Source organism: Azospirillum formosense (genome assembly GCF_040500525.1).
GTDB lineage: Bacteria > Pseudomonadota > Alphaproteobacteria > Azospirillales > Azospirillaceae > Azospirillum > Azospirillum formosense_A.
Genome location: NZ_CP159405.1, coordinates 344,506 through 360,570, shown reverse-complemented (window position 1 = coordinate 360,570; position 16,065 = coordinate 344,506). Strand labels below are relative to the sequence as shown.

Below are 16,065 nucleotides of genomic sequence, written 5' to 3'. Positions count from 1 at the left end.
GAAAAGATCAATGGAATTCAGCCGGATCGACCGTTTGTTGCAACCGCGAGACATATTCCTGTCCGCATTCGGCGCGCCGTGCGACGGAATACCGCAATGCCAAGCCGTGAAACCCGGTCCTCAATAAAGGAGACGCGAAGCTTCCGCCGCAACCATAAGGCACACCAATGGTTTTATCGGCCGAGTTCCTGGGCATGCTTCTGCTGGTCACCAGCGCCGCGGCGCTCGGCCTGTCCATCGTCATCGACGTCGGGCAGATCACGTCGGAGAAGGCGCGCCAGACCATGATGATGCGCCAGCACGACCGGAAGAAGACGGCGCTGGGCGAATGGACCCGCAAGCTGGAGCAGCGGCAGGAGGAAATGATCGCCTTCCAGGCCCGCACCACCGAATGCAACGGGCGGCGGCAGAAGGCGCTGTCGGAGATCCGGGCGCTGGAACTCACCAAGGTGGAGTTCGTGCACGAACTGGGCGACGGCGAGGAAGCCAGCGCCTTCTGGGTCCGGCTGACCGTGCAGGACGAATTCCCCTCCATCGAACGGCGCGACGTGATCTTCGCCCGCCAGATCTGGAGCTACACGAACGTCGCCCATGTCTGGACCTATTCGGCCGATCAGGCGGCGGCGATGGCGCGCGTCGCCTTCACCGTGAAGAACGGCGTCCTGCCGACCATGGTCGTCCCGCTCGCCCACGCCCCTGACCCCGACGCGCAGGGAGCGGCGGCATGACCGGGATGATGCTCTATCTCAGCCTCGGGCTGATGGTGCTGACGGTGCTGTCCAACCGCTACTGGCGGCGGCAGTTGGAAGGTCTGCGGCAGGCCCAGCTGCGCATCCGCGAAAAGATGGAGGAGGTGGGGAAGGACGTGGAGGACATCGCCACGGCCTACTCCCAGGTCGCTCAGAAGCACGGCGAGGCCGAAAAGCGCGCCTTGAAGGCCGAGCAGGACATGCAGGCCGCCTTGAACGAGTTGGAGGCGAGGCAGGCGGCGCCGGTCGTGCGCTATCACGTCTTCGACCGCTCCGAACCCCGTCCGGGCCGGTTCTGGGAGGCCGCGGTGCGCCATGTGCCGAGCGACGCCACGGTGATGACGGGGCAACGCGGCTGGGTGGGCATCCGCCGCTGCCTCCTGACCGCCGAAACGGAACGGGAGGTGCGCGAGCGCGTCAGCGCCCGCTACCCGCGCAAGGCGGGATTCCAGGTGTTGGAAGTGGTGCCCTGCCGGGTCGCCGGCCTGTCGGTGAACCGCATCCCCGAACTCAGCACCTTCCGCCGCTCCGCCCCGCCGGAGGAAGCCGCGCGGCCTCCCCGCCGGGCCGCCGCCGGCGGTTGACGAGCATCCGGCCCGCGGGGATGGGGCGGCGCCCCTCCCCGCGGGCCGTCCGCGTCAGCAGTACTTGCGCAGCATGTCGCGGACCTTGTCCGCCATGTCCGGACGGCGCAGCGCGTGGGCGAGCGTGGCCTCGATGAAGCCGACCTTGTCGCCGCAATCGTAGCGGGTGCCTTCGAAGCGCAGGCCGTGGAAGGGCTGCGTGCCGATCAGCTTGGCCATGGCGTCGGTCAGCTGGATCTCGTTGCCGGCGCCGCGCTGCTGCTTCTCCAGATGGTCGAACACTTCCGGCTGCAGGATGTAGCGGCCGATGATCGACAGGGTGGAGGGCGCCTCTTCCGGCTTCGGCTTCTCGACGAGGCCGCGGACGGTGGCCAGACGGCCGTCGTCCTTCTCCACGTCCAGGATGCCGTAGCTGCTGGTCCGCTCGCGCGGGACGTCCACGACGGCGACAATGTTGCCGCCCACCTCGTTGTAGGCGTCGACCATCTGCTTCAGGCAGGGGGTGTCGCCCTGGACGAAGTCGTCGGGGAGGACGATGGCGAAGGGATCGTTGCCGATCACCGCCCGCGCGCACCACACCGCGTGGCCGAGGCCCAGCGGGACCTGCTGGCGCGTGTAGAAGCAGCGGCCCGGCGCGATCTCGCTGTGGCGCACCACATCGAGGGCGTCCTGCTTGCCGCGCTCCTCAAGGGTGCGGTTCAGTTCCGTGTCGGTGTCGAAATGGTCTTCGATGGCGCGCTTGCTGCGGCCCGTGACGAACACGAAATCCTCGATGCCGGCGGCCCGCGCCTCTTCCACGGCATGCTGAAGCAGAGGCCGGTCGACCAAAGGCAGCATTTCCTTTGGAATCGCCTTGGTCGCCGGCAGAAAACGCGTACCGAGACCGGCGACGGGGAACACCACCTTGCGCACAGGCTTTCGCATTGGGGTTCTCTTGTGGTTGCTTGAGGAAATACTTCGAATATGGAGACGATTCGCAGCTTTGCAAAACGCTCGTCCAGCTTTCTGCCACAGGCAATTCGGTGACGCAACTCCCCTTCCGTAACCCGGCAAAAGGTTAGTTGCGCAGCAGCAAATCCTTCGCTTGGTTGATCTTGGCCGCCAAATAGGTGGACCCCCCATGATCTGGGTGCACTTTCATCATCAGCCTTCGGTGGGCGTCCTTTACCTGTTCGGGTGTGGCGCCAACCGACAACCCCAAAATATCATAGGCCTCGTCACGGGTCATAGAACCGCCGCCGCGACCGCCGCCATTGTCCTTCGAACCGGAATTGTTTGACGCCCCCGCGGACTGCTCCCCGGCCGTCTGCCAGCCGGGATGGGAACGCTCCAGCCACGCCTCCAGGACGGCGGCCGATTGCGGATCGTCACGCCGGCACTCCGCCAGAAGCGCCAGCACCTGCTCCAATGTCAGCGACTCCAGCGTCCGCCCGCGCCATGGCCCGTGCAGGACCTCCCCCGCCATCGCCCCGCTGTCGTGCTGCAGGGTCATCCGCAGATAGAGCGTCTCGATCTGCGAGGTCTGCCCGCCGCTTGCCGCTCCGTAGGACGAGGGGCGGAAGGCGTCGCGCAGCGTCCGCCAGCGCGTCAGCAGCGGGAAGGCCAGCGCCCCCAGCATCATGGCGGTGCCCAGCCGCCCGGTCAGGGTGAGCACGACGACCGTCACGGCCGCCAGCGCGATCCCGCCATAGCGCACCGCCGTGGCGAGCGCACGCGGGTCTGCGGACACGAAGACACGGGCCAGCATGGCAAGGCCGGCCACCAGAGCGATGCCCAGGAGAAAAAACCCAAACATCCCGCTCTGCCCCATTTCTAGCCGAATCCTGCCCTATGATGCATGGGTTTGGTCTCCGCGTCCTCCCTGACCGCTCCCGAGCTGGCTGGTGAGCAGCCGCACCGCGTCGCTCCGCCCGCGGCTGTAATGCTCCAGCGCCGCCCGGCCGCCCGCCGCGTAGACGGCGACCGCGCTCAGCAGGTCGCGCAGTTGCTGGGCCGACGAGCCGTCGAACGGGCAATAGGCGCCGCCGCTGAGCCGCGCGATGGTCTGGAAGGCGCGCTTGGCGATCAGGTCCCCCCGCTCGTGGAAGATGAAGACCGGCACGCCGAGCAGACCCAACTGTCCCGCCTGATGGGCGAGATGATCGACGTCCTCCTCCATGCAATCGCCGACGAAGACCAGCGCGTTGACCTTGCGGTCCCGCGTCTGCTTGATGCAGTGCCCCAGCACGCGCGCGATCTGGGTCTGGCCGGCCATGCAGGACACCGCGGTCATCCGCCGAAGCAGGTCCTGCGCGTTGCCGACCCACGGGCTGGCCTGGCACTCCCGGAACCCCCGGTAATAGACGAGCTGGATGTCCAGCCCGCCCAGCGCGGAGGTCGCCTGGAACATCTCCCCCTGGATCTGGCAGGCGCGGTCCCACGTCGGCTCGCGGCTGGCCGTGGCGTCCATGGCGAACATCAGCCGCCCGCGCGGACCGCCCGGCGCGCGCGGGAGGGTCGCCACGCGGCGCAGGAAATCGTCCACCTCGGTCTGGGTGGACCGCTGCTGCGCCGGCAGATTGTCGCGTTCCCCCATCGCCCGTATCCCTTCGCGCGGTGTTTCGTGATTCCGTAAGATGGGCGGCGTGGCGGCGTGGGTCCAGACATGCGCGCCCGGACAGGTCGCCGGTCAGGTTGGAAGCGCCGCTGTCTGGGCAACAGGCCGCGCGGCGATGTGGTTCCGCGGCGCAGCACCGCCGGCGGGCTTGCCCCTCTCCCCTCGCCGTGCTTGGGTGCGCCCATGAGCGACGCCGGTCCCACCTTCACCCCCGCCACGCTGCGCGCCCGGATCCTGCACGAGGATGCGGACGTCTTCATCATCGACAAGCCCGCCGGGCTGGCCGTGCACAAGGCCGGGCGGATCACCGACCATCTCGACCTCTACCTGCCCTTCCTGGCGGAGGGGGACGGAACGCCGCCGCGGCTGGCCCACCGGCTGGACCGCGACACGGCGGGCTGCCTCGTGCTCGGGCGGTCGCTCTGGGCGCTGAAGCGGCTGGGCGACATGTTCGCCGCCGGCCATGTCGAGAAGACCTACTGGGCGGTCAGCGAGGGCGTCCCGGAGCAGGCGGAGGGGGTCATCGACTTCCCATTGCTGAAACTGCTGATCCCCGGCGCCTGGAACATCGTGACGCACCCCACCGGCCAGCCCGCCCTCACCGAGTATCGGGTGCTGGGAACCGGCAACGGGCGGGCCTGGCTGGAGCTGCGGCCGCGCACCGGGCGCACCCACCAGCTCCGCGTCCACAGCGCGGCCATCGGCTGCCCGCTGGTCGGCGAGCCCTATTACGGTCCGGTGCGGGTGCCGCCGGGAAACCTGCATCTGCTGGCGCGGACGGTGACCTTCACCATGGCCTTCGACCGCGAGCCGGTCACCGCCGTGGCGCCGCCCCCGCCGCACATGCGGGACGCCCTGGCCGCCTGCGGCTGGACCGGCGATTCGGGCCGGTGAAGCGGAATGCAGTCCGCTCAGGACCGCGACGGCGGTCCCGGCCGCCCATGCGGCCGAAGCGCGGCCGGCAATTGAGGCCATATGAGTCCAAAGCGAATAAAAATCCGCTTTGGGGAGAGGTTAGCGCCCGACCTCGGTGACGCCGTCGGCCAGCCAGACCATGCGGCCAAGCGCCGGGTCGCCGCCGCGCAGGGCCCGGCCCTTGGCGACCACCGTCCGCCCGGTGTTGTCCTGGATCGGCCCGCGGAAGACCGCGGCGTTGCCGTTGGCGAGCTGCATCCGCGCCGCGTCGGCGTGCGCCCGCGCCTCCACCCCCACCGCCGGACCGTAGGCGGTGTTGCGCACGAAGCCCTGGTCGAAACCGCCCTGGCGGAGATGCTTCCACGGCTTGCCCGCGGCGATCAGCGCGACCGCCTCGGCGTAGGCCTTCTCCCAGGCCCATTCGGCCCCGGTCAGCAGCCCCTGCGGCGCGAAGGCCGACAGGTCGGTGTGCAGGCCGCAGCACAGGATGCCGTGCGCCTCCGCCACCTCGCAGACCGGGCGCGCCCCGTCGAGCTGGGCGGCCAGCACGTCGGCGCCGCCGTCGGCCAGCGCGCGGGCGGCCTCGGCGACCTGCCGCGGCGTCGCCGCCTCGCCCACGAAGGCGACGCGCAGCGCGGCGGCGGAATCGGCGCGCCGGGCGCCCAACGCGAAGGCATTCACGCAGCGCAACACGTCCGGCGCGGGATGGGAGGCGACAAGGCCGATCGTTTTGGCCCGGCTGGCGTAGCCGGCGACAAGGCCGGAGATGTGCTGCGCCTCCTCCAGATAGCCTTCGAAGAAGCCGGTGTTGATCGGGAGACGGTCGCGGTCCAGCGGCGCGTCGGAGAACAGGAACACCGTGTCGCGGTGGGCGTCGGCCTGGGCCAGCAGCCCCGGCAGGGCGTCGCCCGCGGCGGTGACGATGAGGACCCGGCAGCCCTGGGGACCGACCAGCTCCTCCGCCGTGGCGGCCAGAGCGCCGGCGGCGTGATCGCGCTCCTCCAGCCGCAGGCCGGGCAGGCCGGTCAGGGCGCGGGCGGCCTCCGCGTGGGCCTGGTTGAAACCGAAATCCGCGCGGTCGCCGCAATAGAGGACGCCGACGCCCAGGTCGGGCGATCCAAGGGCGGACGGTGCCGATTGCCCCGACGCCCGGGGCGCCGCCAGAAGCATGGCCGCGGCCCCGAAAGCGCCTCCGAAAGCCCGGAGGACATCTCGGCGGCTGTGGGCCCGGCGGTTGTGGATCGATGTCTTCATGCGCCTCCCGATGACGGGAGACTATAACCCTTGGAGGATGGTCATACCAAGCAATTCGCCTCAATTGCCAAGCCGGGGGCCATCCAGATCCTCAAATCAGACGCACCGGGCGGGCGCACCGGGCAGCGCGATTGGCGTCCCGTCCGGCCAATGCAGCAGGTGGCTGGCGCAGCGGCGGCAATCGCTGCTGCCGAAGCCGGGAACCGGCACCGGCAGGCCGGACAGCGCCGCCACCAGGGCGCATTCGTCGCCGCCGGGAACGATCCAGGCGCCGAGCATCCGGCCGGCCGCGGTCAGCCGGTCGATGTGCCAGCGCTCGGGCTTCCCCCGGCGGAAATGGCGCCCGACCCGCGCCCGCAGGCCTCCCGGCCCGCGCGCGCTGCCGCAATAAAGGTAGCGGCCCGGCACCAGCACGCGCTCCGGCTTGCCGGGCAGGCGAAGCGGCAGGTCCCGGTCCAGCGCGACCAGCAGCGCGTAGGCGCCGGGCACGGGCGGCAGGGCATCGGGGCGGTCGTGGAATGGCGGGTCGGGCGGCATGGCCACGCAGTCTACGCCCGCCGGAGCGCCGGGGCACCCGTGCTATTCGGACCTTTCACCCCAGCGGCGCGCTCTGCTATCACGCCCGCATCATGTCCCTGCTCGACCCTCTGTTCCGCCAGCATCTCGACCGCCTCGACGGGCGCCACACGCGGCGCCACCTGCTGCCCGTGCGCCCGGAGGGGGCGGGGCGCATCCGGCGCGGCGGGCGGACGCTGCTGAACTTCTCCAGCAACGATTATCTCGGCCTCGCCTCCCACCCCCTGCTGGTGGAGCGCGCCCGTGATTGGACGGGGCGCTGGGGGGCGGGAGCCACGGCGTCGCGCCTCGTCTGCGGCACGCTGGAGATCCACGCGGCGGTCGAGGCGAAGCTCGCCCGGCTGAAGGGGACGGAGGCGGCGCTTCTGTTCAATTCCGGCTGGCAGGCCAACGCCGCGGTGCTGCCGGCGCTGTTCGACCGGGAGCTTCTGGGCGGCGACGCGCTGGTCTTCACCGACCGGCTGAACCACGCCAGCCTGCACCATGGCTGCGCCGCCGCCGGGGTGCGGCAGATCCGCTTCCGCCACAACGACCTCGGCCATCTGGAAACCCTGCTGGCCCAGCGCGCGGGCGAGCCGGGCGCGCGCTTCATCGTGACGGAAAGCGTCTTCAGCATGGACGGCGACCGCGCCGACGTGCCGGCGCTCGCCGCGCTGGCGGAGCGGCACGGCGCCGTCCTGTTCCTCGACGAGGCGCACGCGACCGGCGTGCTCGGCCCGCGCGGGATGGGGCTGGCGGCGCTGGGCGAGGGGCGCGTGGACCTCGCCATGGGCACCTTCAGCAAGGCGCTGGGCGGCTTCGGCGCCTATGTGGCGGGGTCCCGGGCGCTCTGCGACTATCTGGTGAACCGCTGCGGCGGGCTGATCTACGCCACCGCTCTGCCGCCCGCCGTTCTGGGAGCGATGGACGCGGCGCTCGACCTCGTTCCGACCCTGGACGCCGAGCGCGCCCGGCTCCAGGCTATGGCGGAGCGGCTGCGCGCCGCCTTCCACGGGCTGGGCATCGCCACGGCGGGGTCGAGCACGCAGATCGTCCCGGCCATCGTCGGGGCGGAGGAGGACGCGCTGGCGCTCAGCCGGCGGCTGGAGGAACACGGCATCCTGGGCATCGCCATCCGTCCGCCGACCGTCCCCCCGGGCACCAGCCGCCTGCGCTTCGCCCTGTCCGCCGCCCACACGGACGCCGACATGGACGCGTTGACGGGTGCGGTCGCCGATGCCTGGAGCCCGCGATGACCGGACCGCTGTTCGTCTTCGTCCATGGCTGGGGTTTTGGCCCCAGGGTCTGGGACGCGGTGCGCGCTGCCCTGCCGGACGCTGAGAGCGTGGCGGTGGATCTCGGCTTCTACGGCCCGCCGTCATTTCCTATGATTGCCGCAGGGCGCCCCGTCGTCGCGGTCGGCCATTCCTTCGGGGGGCTGTGGCTGCTGCACGAACGGCCCTTCGCCTGGGACGGGCTGGTTCTGGTCAACGGCTTTCCCCGCTTCGCCGAGGGCGACGGCTTCGCCCCCGCCACGCCGCGCCGGCTGCTGGACCGCATGGTCGCGCGCTTCGACGCCGCGCCGCAAGCGGTGACCGGCGACTTCCTGCACCGCTGCGGCGTCGAGGCTCCACGGCCCGAGGGGCTGGATGCGGCCCGGCTGGGCGCGGCGTTGCGGGCGCTGCGCGACTGGGACGCCCGCGCGGCGCTCGTCGGCCCGGCGCTGGCCCTGGCGGGGGCGCAGGACCCCATCGTCCCGCCGGCCATGACCGAACAGGCGCTCGCCGGAATTGACGTCGGATGGCACCCCGAAGGCGGGCATCTGCTGCCGCTGACGGCACCGGATTGGTGCGCGGAACGGATCGCCGCCTTCGCCGCCGGACTGGCCGCATGACCACCGACCCGCGCAAGGCCGCCATCGCCGCCGCCTTCGGCAAGGCCGCCCCCGGCTACGAGGAGCACGCCGCCGTGCAGCGCGCCGCGGCGGAGCGTCTGGCGGAGCGCGTCGCCTGCCTGCCCCTGCCGGCCCGCCCCCGCGTGCTGGAGATCGGCTGCGGCACCGGCTTCCTCAGCCGCGCCCTGCGCGAGCGGATCGGGCCGGCGGACTGGCTGCTCACCGACCTGTCGCCGGACATGCTGGCGCGCTGCCGCGCCACGCTGGGCAACCCGACCGACTCAGCGTTCCGGATCGTGGACGGGGAACAACCGGACCTCGACGGCCCCTTCGACCTCATCGTCTCCAGCCTCGCCCTGCAATGGTTCCGTAACCCCGCCACCGCTCTGGCGCACTGGGTGGGGCTGCTGGCGCCGGGAGGGCGCATCGCCATTGCCACGCTTGCCGCCGACAGCTTCCGCGAGTGGCGGGAGGCCCACCACGCGCTGGGGCTTGAGGCCGGAGTGCCCACCTACCCCACCCGCCATGACCTCGACCGGCTGTGGCCCGCCGGAGGCCGCGGATCGGTGGAGGAGGAGCGGCTGCTCCGCCGTCACGCCGACGGGCTGGAATTCCTCGCCGAGTTGAAGGGCATCGGCGCCCATCTGCCGGCGGAGGGCCGCCGCCCCCTGCCGCCGGGCGCGCTGCGCCGCGTGCTGCGCCGGCTCGAACGCCCGGAAGGAGTGACCATGACCCACCACATCGCCTACGGCCTGTTCCGCAAGGACGGCGCCCGCCCGAACGGGGTGTTCGTCACCGGAACCGACACCGGCGTCGGCAAGACGCTGGTGTCCGCCGTGCTCGCGCGGGCCTGGGGCGCCGCCTATTGGAAACCGCTGCAAACCGGCCTGAAGGACGAGGCCGGCGACACGCCCACCGTCGCCGCCCTCGCCGCCCTGCCCCCGGAGCGTGTCCACACGCCGGCCTACGCCCTGGCCGAGCCGCTGTCCCCCCACGCCGCGGCGGAACTGGAGGGCGTCGCCATCGACCCCGACGCCCTGGCCCTGCCCGACACCGACCGTCCGCTGGTGGTGGAGGGGGCCGGCGGGCTGCTGGTTCCGGTGACGGAGGACGTCTTCATCATCGACCTGATCGCCCGCTTCGGCCTGCCGGTGGTGCTGGTGGCGCGCAGCACGCTGGGCACCATCAACCACACGCTGCTGAGCCTGGAGGCGCTGCGGGCGCGCGGGCTGGCGGTGGCCGGGGTGGTGCTGAACGGCCCCCCCAACCCCGGCAACCGCGCCGCCATCGAGCGGTTCGGCAAGGTCCGCGTGCTGGCCGAGATTCCCACGCTCGACCGAATCGACACCGAAGCCGTCGCCGGGGCGGCGTCCCTCATTCCTTCCTTCGACAGCGTGTTTCCATGACCGACACCGCCCCCGGCACCATCGCCCTGGATCGCCGCCACGTCTGGCACCCCTTCACCCAGGCGCAGACCGCGCCGGAGCCGCTGGCCGTCACCCACGGCAAAGGGGTCAGCCTGTTCACCGAGGACGGGCGGGAGATCCTGGACCTCATCTCCTCCTGGTGGGTGAATCTGCACGGCCACGCCCACCCGGCCATCGCCGGGGCCATCGCGGAGCAGGCGCACAAGCTGGAGCAGGTGATCTTCGCCGACTTCACCCACAGCCCCGCCGCCCGCCTCGCCGCCCGGCTGGCTGAGGTGCTGCCGGGCGACCTCGACCGCGTCTTCTACTCCGACAACGGCTCGACCGCCGTGGAGGTCGCGCTGAAGCTCGCCTGGCAGTGCTGGCGCAACCGGGGCGAGGGTCAGCGCCGGCGCTTCCTGGCCTTCGAGGGCAGCTACCACGGCGACACCTTCGGCGCCATGGCGGCGGGGGTCGGCTCCGGCTTCTACGAGCCGTTCCAGGAGCTGCTGTTCGCCGTCGACCGCATGCCCTACCCCGCCACCTGGGACGGCGACCCGGAGGTCGGGACGAAGGAGGCCGAGGCGCTGGACTGGCTCGACCGCTGGCTGGCCGCCAACGGCGCGGAACTGGTCGCCGTCATCATCGAGCCGCTGGTCCAGGGCGCGTCCGGCATGCGCTTCTGCCGGCCGGAGTTCCTGCGGGCCATGGCCGCGCGGGTGCGGTCGGCGGGCGGTCTGGTCATCTTCGACGAGGTGATGACCGGCTTCGGCCGCACCGGCGCGCTGTTCGCCAGCCAGAAGGCCGGGGTCGCCCCGGACCTCATCTGCCTGTCCAAGGGCCTGACCGGCGGCTTCCTGCCGCTGTCGGTCACCGCCTGCGGCGCTTCGATCTACGAGGCGTTCCTCGGCGCCGGCTTCGACCGGGCCTTCGCCCACGGCCACAGCTTCACCGCCAACCCGCTGGGCTGCGCCGCGGCGCTGGCCTCGCTGGAGCTGACCACGTCGGCCAAGACGGCCGCCAACCTCGCGCGCATCGAGGACCGGCACCGCGCCGCCATCGCCGACCTGTCCCGGCACCCGAAGCTGTCGCGCGGGCGCGTCATGGGCACCATCGCCGCCATCGAGGTGACCGACGCGCAGGGCTACACCGCCGCGGTCGGGCAGACGCTGAAGCGCTTCTTCCTGGAGCGGGGATTGCTGCTGCGCCCGCTCGGCCCCGTGATATACCTGCTGCCGCCCTACTGCGTGACGGACGGGCAGCTGGACCGCGCCTACGCCGCGATCCGCGACGCCGCCGACAGCCTTCTCTGATCCGCCTCTTCTGATCCAAGGACCGACCATGCCCGACACCGCCATGCAGACCGCGGACTCCACCCCCGCCGCCTCCACCACCGCCCGGCGCTGGACCCGCGAGGACATCCTGGCCCTGTTCGAGCTGCCCTTCATGGAGCTGCTGCACCGCGCCCACGAGACGCACCGCCGGCACCACGACCCGAACAAGGTCCAGCTCTCCACCCTGCTGAACATCAAGACCGGCGGCTGTCAGGAGGACTGCAAGTACTGCGCGCAGAGCGTGAAGTACGACACCGGCGTCGAGGCGGAGAAGCTGCTGGACCGCGCCCAGGTGCGCGCCGCCGCCGAGAAGGCCAAGAAGGCGGGCGCCGGACGCTTCTGCATGGGGGCAGCGTGGCGGGAGCTGAAGGACCGCGACGTCGAGAAGCTCGCCAACATCGTCCGCGACGTGAAGGACCTCGGGCTGGAGGCCTGCATGACGCTGGGCATGCTGACCCGCCCGCAGGCCGACGCGCTGAAGGACGCCGGGCTCGACTACTACAACCACAACCTCGACACGTCGGAGGAGTTCTACGAGCAGATCGTCTCCACCCACAGCTACCGCGACCGGCTGGACACGCTGGCCAACGTCCGCGACGCCGGGCTGAAGGTCTGCTCCGGCGGCATCGTCGGGCTGGGGGAAAGCCGGGTGGACCGCGCCGGCCTGCTGGAGACCCTGGCGAACCTGTCGCCGCAGCCGGAGAGCGTGCCGATCAACAAGCTGGTGTCGGTCGCCGGAACCCCGCTGGGCGGCGTCGACCCGCTGGACCCCTTCGAGTTCATCCGCACCATCGCGGTCGCCCGCATCCTGATGCCGCGCTCCTACGTCCGCCTGTCGGCGGGCCGCCGCTCGCTCAGCGACGAGGGGCAGGCGCTCTGTTTCTACGCCGGCGCGAACTCCATCTTCTATGGGGACAAGCTGCTGACCACCGGCAACCCGGAGCATGAGGCCGACCGGCGGCTGTTCGACCGGCTGGGGCTGGAGGCCGACGGCGGCGCCCACTGACGCGCCGGCGTCCCCGGCCCCTGCGCCAAGAAAAGCCAGGGGGAGGACGCCGAGCATGGACGACATCGCCGCCAAAGCACCCAAGACCCACTACACCCCGGCCGAGGTCACGGCCCTGTCGCACCTCTACAGGGCCGAGATCTACCGCAGCACCGTCTGGCGCACCCGGCTGGACGCGACCACGAACTGGGCGGTGGTGACCACCGGGATCGCCCTCTCGCTGACCTTCAGCAGCGCCACCGCCTCTCCCCTGCCGCTGGTGCTGGTGGGGCTGCTGGTCGCCGTGTTCCTCTACATCGAGGCGCGGCGCTACCGCTTCTTCGACTTCTGGCGAATCCGCGCCCATGTGCTGGAGCTGTATTTCCTCGGCCCCATCCTGCGCGGCCAGGGCGACCAGTTCGCCCGGGGCTGGAACGAGACGCTGTTCCAGGACTACCAGCACCCCAACCTGCACATCACCTACCTGGAGGCGGTGGGCCGCCGGCTGCGGCGGAACTACGGCTGGATCTTCCTGATCCAGGTGGTGGCCTATCTGGGCAAGCTGATGATCCACCCGGTCCCGCTGTCGAGCCTGGACGAGCTGTTCGCGCGGGCGACCATCGGGCCGGTGCCGGGGGAGATCGTCCTGCTGTGCGGCATGGCCTTCCACGGCACCTGGATGGCCATCGCCTTCCGGACCTTCCGCAGCCGCCGCGGCGCCGACCGCGAACGGCCGCCGCCGCCCGCCACCGACGCCGTGCTCGATCTCGCCCGCGGCCCGTGAGGGCCGCAGCGGATTTCCCTTTTTGCGCAAGGGATAAGGGGTAGTTTTCCGTCCGGCCTGCCCCTTTTGCGCGCCGTGGCATAAATGGGATCAGCACCGTCGCGCTCACGCTATGCAACGGATCGTCTTGTGTTCTCCTTCCGCGGGGGGCTAGAAGGGGCTCCATCGGATGCGGTTGCGCGGTCATACCAGAAGGACACCCGTTCGCCGGGCTGATCTTCACCGGTTCCCCGCACAGCCGACGGCCGGACGACCATAGAGGTGAACGAGGATTTCACGATGGCGAGCCAGGGCGAGAACAAGTGGGTGTACAGCTTCGGTGCCGATGCCACCGAAGGCCGGGCGGACATGAAGAACCTGCTCGGCGGCAAGGGAGCCAATCTGGCCGAGATGGCCAATCTGGGCCTCCCGGTTCCTCCGGGTTTCACCATCACAACCGAGGTCTGCACCTATTTCTATGCCAACGGCCGCAACTATCCGCCGGAGCTGAAGGCCCAGGTGGAAGGCGCGGTGAAGCGGCTGGAGCAGGCCATGGGGGCCACCTTCGGCGATCCGGCCAACCCGCTGCTGGTCTCGGTGCGCTCCGGCGCCCGCGCCTCCATGCCGGGCATGATGGACACGGTGCTGAATCTCGGGCTGAACGACGCGACCGCCGCCGGCCTCGCCAAGCGCTCGGGCGACGCCCGATTCGCCTACGACAGCTACCGCCGCTTCATCCAGATGTACTCGAACGTGGTGCTGGACGTTGACCACCACCATTTCGAGGAGATCCTGGACAACCACAAGCGCGACAAGAATCACAATCTCGACACCGACCTCAGCGCCGCCGACTGGCAGGCCGTCATCGAGGACTACAAGAAGGCCGTCGAGCACGAACTCGGCAAGCCCTTCCCGCAGGACGTGCAGGAGCAGCTGTGGGGCGCCGTCGGCGCCGTGTTCGGCTCCTGGATGAACGCCCGCGCCATCACCTACCGCAAGCTGCACGACATCCCCGCCGATTGGGGCACCGCCGTCAACGTGCAGTGCATGGTGTTCGGCAACATGGGCAACGACTGCGCCACCGGCGTGGCCTTCACCCGCAACCCGTCGACCGGCGAGAACGCCTTCTACGGCGAATACCTCGTCAACGCCCAGGGCGAGGACGTGGTGGCCGGCATCCGCACGCCGCAGCACCTGACCATCGCCGGCAAGGAGGCCAACAAGTCCGACCTCCCCGCCATGGAAGAGGTCATGCCGGAGGTCTTCAACCAGCTGAACGAGGTCCGCCTCACGCTGGAGAAGCACTACCGCGACATGCAGGACATCGAGTTCACGGTCCAGCAGAACAAGCTGTTCATGCTGCAGACCCGCAACGGCAAGCGCACCGCCCCGGCGGCGCTGAAGATCGCCGTCGATCTCGCCGAGGAAGGGCTGATCGACAAGGCGGAGGCCGTGCGCCGCATCGACCCGGCCTCGCTCGACCAGCTCCTCCACCCGACGCTGGACCCGAAGGCGGAGCGCAAGGTCATCGCCAAGGGCCTGCCGGCGTCGCCGGGTGCGGCCTCGGGCAAGGTCGTCTTCACCGCCGACGAGGCGGAGACCCTGGCCGGCCAGGGCGAGGCGGTCATCCTCTGCCGCGTGGAGACTTCGCCTGAGGACATCCACGGCATGCACGCCGCCCGCGGCATCCTGACCACCCGCGGCGGCATGACCAGCCACGCCGCCGTGGTGGCCCGCGGCATGGGCCGCGCCTGCGTGTCGGGCGCCGGCGACCTGCGCGTGGACTACAAGTCCAAGATCATGTCGGTCCGCGGCGTCACCATCAAGGAAGGCGACATCGTCACCATCGACGGCTCGACCGGCGAGGTGATGCTGGGCCAGGTGCCGACCATCCAGCCGGAACTGTCGGGCGACTTCGCCACGCTGATGGGCTGGGCCGACTCGCTGCGCCGCATGAAGATCCGCACCAACGCGGAGACCCCGCTGGACGCCCGCACCGCGCGGAAGTTCGGCGCGGAGGGCATCGGCCTGTCGCGCACCGAGCACATGTTCTTCGACCCGGACCGCATCCTGGCGGTGCGCGAGATGATCCTGGCCGAGAACGAGGCCGGCCGCCGCGCCGCGCTGGCCAAGCTGGAGCCCTTCCAGAAGAAGGACTTCGTCGAGCTGTTCACGATCATGTCGGGTCTGCCGGTGACCATCCGCCTGCTCGACCCGCCGCTGCACGAGTTCCTGCCCAACACCGAGGCGGAGATGGCGGAGGTCGCCAAGGCCACCGGCACCGACCAGCTCAGGGTGAACCACCGCGTGGTGCAGCTCCACGAGGCGAACCCGATGCTCGGCCATCGCGGCTGCCGCCTCGGCATCACCTACCCCGAGATCTACGAGATGCAGGCCCGCGCCATCTTCAGCGCGGTCGCCGAGGTCTCCAAGACCACGGGCGAGACGGTGATGCCGGAGGTCATGATCCCGCTCATCGTCACCAAGAAGGAGCTGGACATCCTCAAGGCCGTCATCGACCGCGTCGCCAAGGAGGTCATGGACTCGACCGGCGTCACGTTCGAGTACATGGTCGGCACGATGATCGAGCTGCCGCGCGCGGCACTGAAGGCCGATGAGATCGCCGAGACGGCGGAGTTCTTCTCCTACGGCACGAACGACCTGACCCAGACGACCTTCGGCCTGTCGCGCGACGACGCCGGCGCCTTCCTGCCGGAATACCAGCGCCAGGGCATCCTGGAGCACGACCCGTTCCAGACGCTGGACCAGGACTGCGTCGGCGAGCTGATCGCCATCGCCACGGAGCGCGGCCGCAAGGTCCGTCCGAACATCAAGCTCGGCATCTGCGGCGAGCATGGCGGCGACCCGGCCTCCATCTCCTTCTGCGAGAAGGTCGGGCTGGATTACGTGTCCTGCTCGCCCTACCGCGTGCCGATCGCCCGTCTGGCCGCCGCCCAGGCGGCGCTCGACGCCGATACGGTGAAGCGCGACTGACCGGCACCCGACGACGCGAAGGCCCCCAGCTCTGGG

Annotated in this window: 15 protein-coding genes; 10 read left to right on the top strand and 5 right to left on the bottom strand. The window is 70.5% G+C overall.

What is annotated here, in order from left to right:
* Positions 1–167 precede the first annotated feature (167 nt).
* Both ABVN73_RS26000 and ABVN73_RS25995 read left to right on the top strand, forming a co-directional pair.
* A complete protein-coding gene (locus ABVN73_RS26000; RefSeq protein ID WP_353861483.1) occupies positions 168–728 on the top strand; it encodes a hypothetical protein in 561 nt (186 codons plus the stop codon).
* A complete protein-coding gene (locus tag ABVN73_RS25995; protein WP_353861482.1) occupies positions 725–1,333 on the top strand; it encodes a hypothetical protein in 609 nt (202 codons plus the stop codon). The genes ABVN73_RS26000 and ABVN73_RS25995 overlap by 4 nt, the downstream gene beginning before the upstream one ends.
* A gap of 54 nt (positions 1,334–1,387) precedes the next feature.
* Here the strand turns inward: ABVN73_RS25995 and galU are convergent, their stop codons facing one another.
* The 3 genes from galU to ABVN73_RS25980 all read right to left on the bottom strand — a co-directional run bounded on the left by galU (position 1,388) and on the right by ABVN73_RS25980 (position 3,908).
* The gene (gene galU, locus ABVN73_RS25990; RefSeq protein ID WP_145687224.1) at positions 1,388–2,257 is read right to left on the bottom strand and encodes a UTP--glucose-1-phosphate uridylyltransferase GalU; all 870 of its coding nucleotides are present in this window, start codon (positions 2,255–2,257) and stop codon (positions 1,388–1,390) included.
* Positions 2,258–2,390: 133 nt separating this feature from the next.
* The gene (locus tag ABVN73_RS25985) at positions 2,391–3,128 is read right to left on the bottom strand and encodes a DnaJ domain-containing protein (RefSeq protein WP_353861481.1); all 738 of its coding nucleotides are present in this window, start codon (positions 3,126–3,128) and stop codon (positions 2,391–2,393) included.
* 33 nt (positions 3,129–3,161) lie between these two features.
* Entirely contained in the window at positions 3,162–3,908 is a 747-nt protein-coding gene (locus ABVN73_RS25980; protein WP_353861480.1) for a VWA domain-containing protein, read from the bottom strand.
* Between the two features lie 204 nt (positions 3,909–4,112).
* On the opposite strand from ABVN73_RS25980, the gene ABVN73_RS25975 reads away from it, so the two are divergent.
* Positions 4,113–4,823: an RNA pseudouridine synthase gene (locus ABVN73_RS25975; RefSeq protein WP_353861479.1), complete on the top strand. Its 711-nt coding sequence runs from the start codon at positions 4,113–4,115 to the stop codon at positions 4,821–4,823.
* 120 nt (positions 4,824–4,943) lie between these two features.
* On the opposite strand, the gene ABVN73_RS25970 is transcribed toward ABVN73_RS25975, so the two are convergent.
* Both ABVN73_RS25970 and ABVN73_RS25965 read right to left on the bottom strand, forming a co-directional pair.
* Entirely contained in the window at positions 4,944–6,014 is a 1,071-nt protein-coding gene (locus ABVN73_RS25970) for a BMP family ABC transporter substrate-binding protein (RefSeq protein ID WP_353861478.1), read from the bottom strand.
* 180 nt (positions 6,015–6,194) lie between these two features.
* On the bottom strand, positions 6,195–6,635 hold the full coding sequence (locus tag ABVN73_RS25965) for a GIY-YIG nuclease family protein (RefSeq protein ID WP_353861922.1): 441 nt from the start codon (positions 6,633–6,635) through the stop codon (positions 6,195–6,197).
* A gap of 92 nt (positions 6,636–6,727) precedes the next feature.
* Here ABVN73_RS25965 and bioF point away from each other — a divergent pair, with 92 nt between their 5' ends.
* The 7 genes from bioF to ppdK all read left to right on the top strand — a co-directional run bounded on the left by bioF (position 6,728) and on the right by ppdK (position 16,029).
* The gene (gene bioF, locus ABVN73_RS25960; protein ID WP_353861477.1) at positions 6,728–7,909 is read left to right on the top strand and encodes an 8-amino-7-oxononanoate synthase; all 1,182 of its coding nucleotides are present in this window, start codon (positions 6,728–6,730) and stop codon (positions 7,907–7,909) included.
* Positions 7,906–8,547 (top strand): alpha/beta hydrolase, encoded by a 642-nt coding sequence (locus ABVN73_RS25955; RefSeq protein ID WP_353861476.1) that lies wholly within the window; start codon positions 7,906–7,908, stop codon positions 8,545–8,547. Before bioF ends, ABVN73_RS25955 begins: the two co-directional genes overlap by 4 nt.
* Positions 8,544–9,953, top strand: coding sequence for a dethiobiotin synthase (gene bioD, locus ABVN73_RS25950; protein WP_353861475.1), 1,410 nt, complete (start codon positions 8,544–8,546; stop codon positions 9,951–9,953). The genes ABVN73_RS25955 and bioD overlap by 4 nt, the downstream gene beginning before the upstream one ends.
* Entirely contained in the window at positions 9,950–11,266 is a 1,317-nt protein-coding gene (gene bioA, locus ABVN73_RS25945; protein ID WP_353861474.1) for an adenosylmethionine--8-amino-7-oxononanoate transaminase, read from the top strand. The genes bioD and bioA overlap by 4 nt, the downstream gene beginning before the upstream one ends.
* 43 nt (positions 11,267–11,309) lie before the next feature.
* The gene (gene bioB / locus ABVN73_RS25940) at positions 11,310–12,293 is read left to right on the top strand and encodes a biotin synthase BioB (protein ID WP_353861921.1); all 984 of its coding nucleotides are present in this window, start codon (positions 11,310–11,312) and stop codon (positions 12,291–12,293) included.
* 55 nt (positions 12,294–12,348) lie between these two features.
* Entirely contained in the window at positions 12,349–13,056 is a 708-nt protein-coding gene (locus tag ABVN73_RS25935) for a DUF2270 domain-containing protein (protein WP_353861473.1), read from the top strand.
* A gap of 279 nt (positions 13,057–13,335) precedes the next feature.
* Positions 13,336–16,029 (top strand): pyruvate, phosphate dikinase, encoded by a 2,694-nt coding sequence (gene ppdK / locus ABVN73_RS25930; RefSeq protein WP_353861920.1) that lies wholly within the window; start codon positions 13,336–13,338, stop codon positions 16,027–16,029.
* The last annotated feature ends 36 nt before the right edge of the window (positions 16,030–16,065 follow it).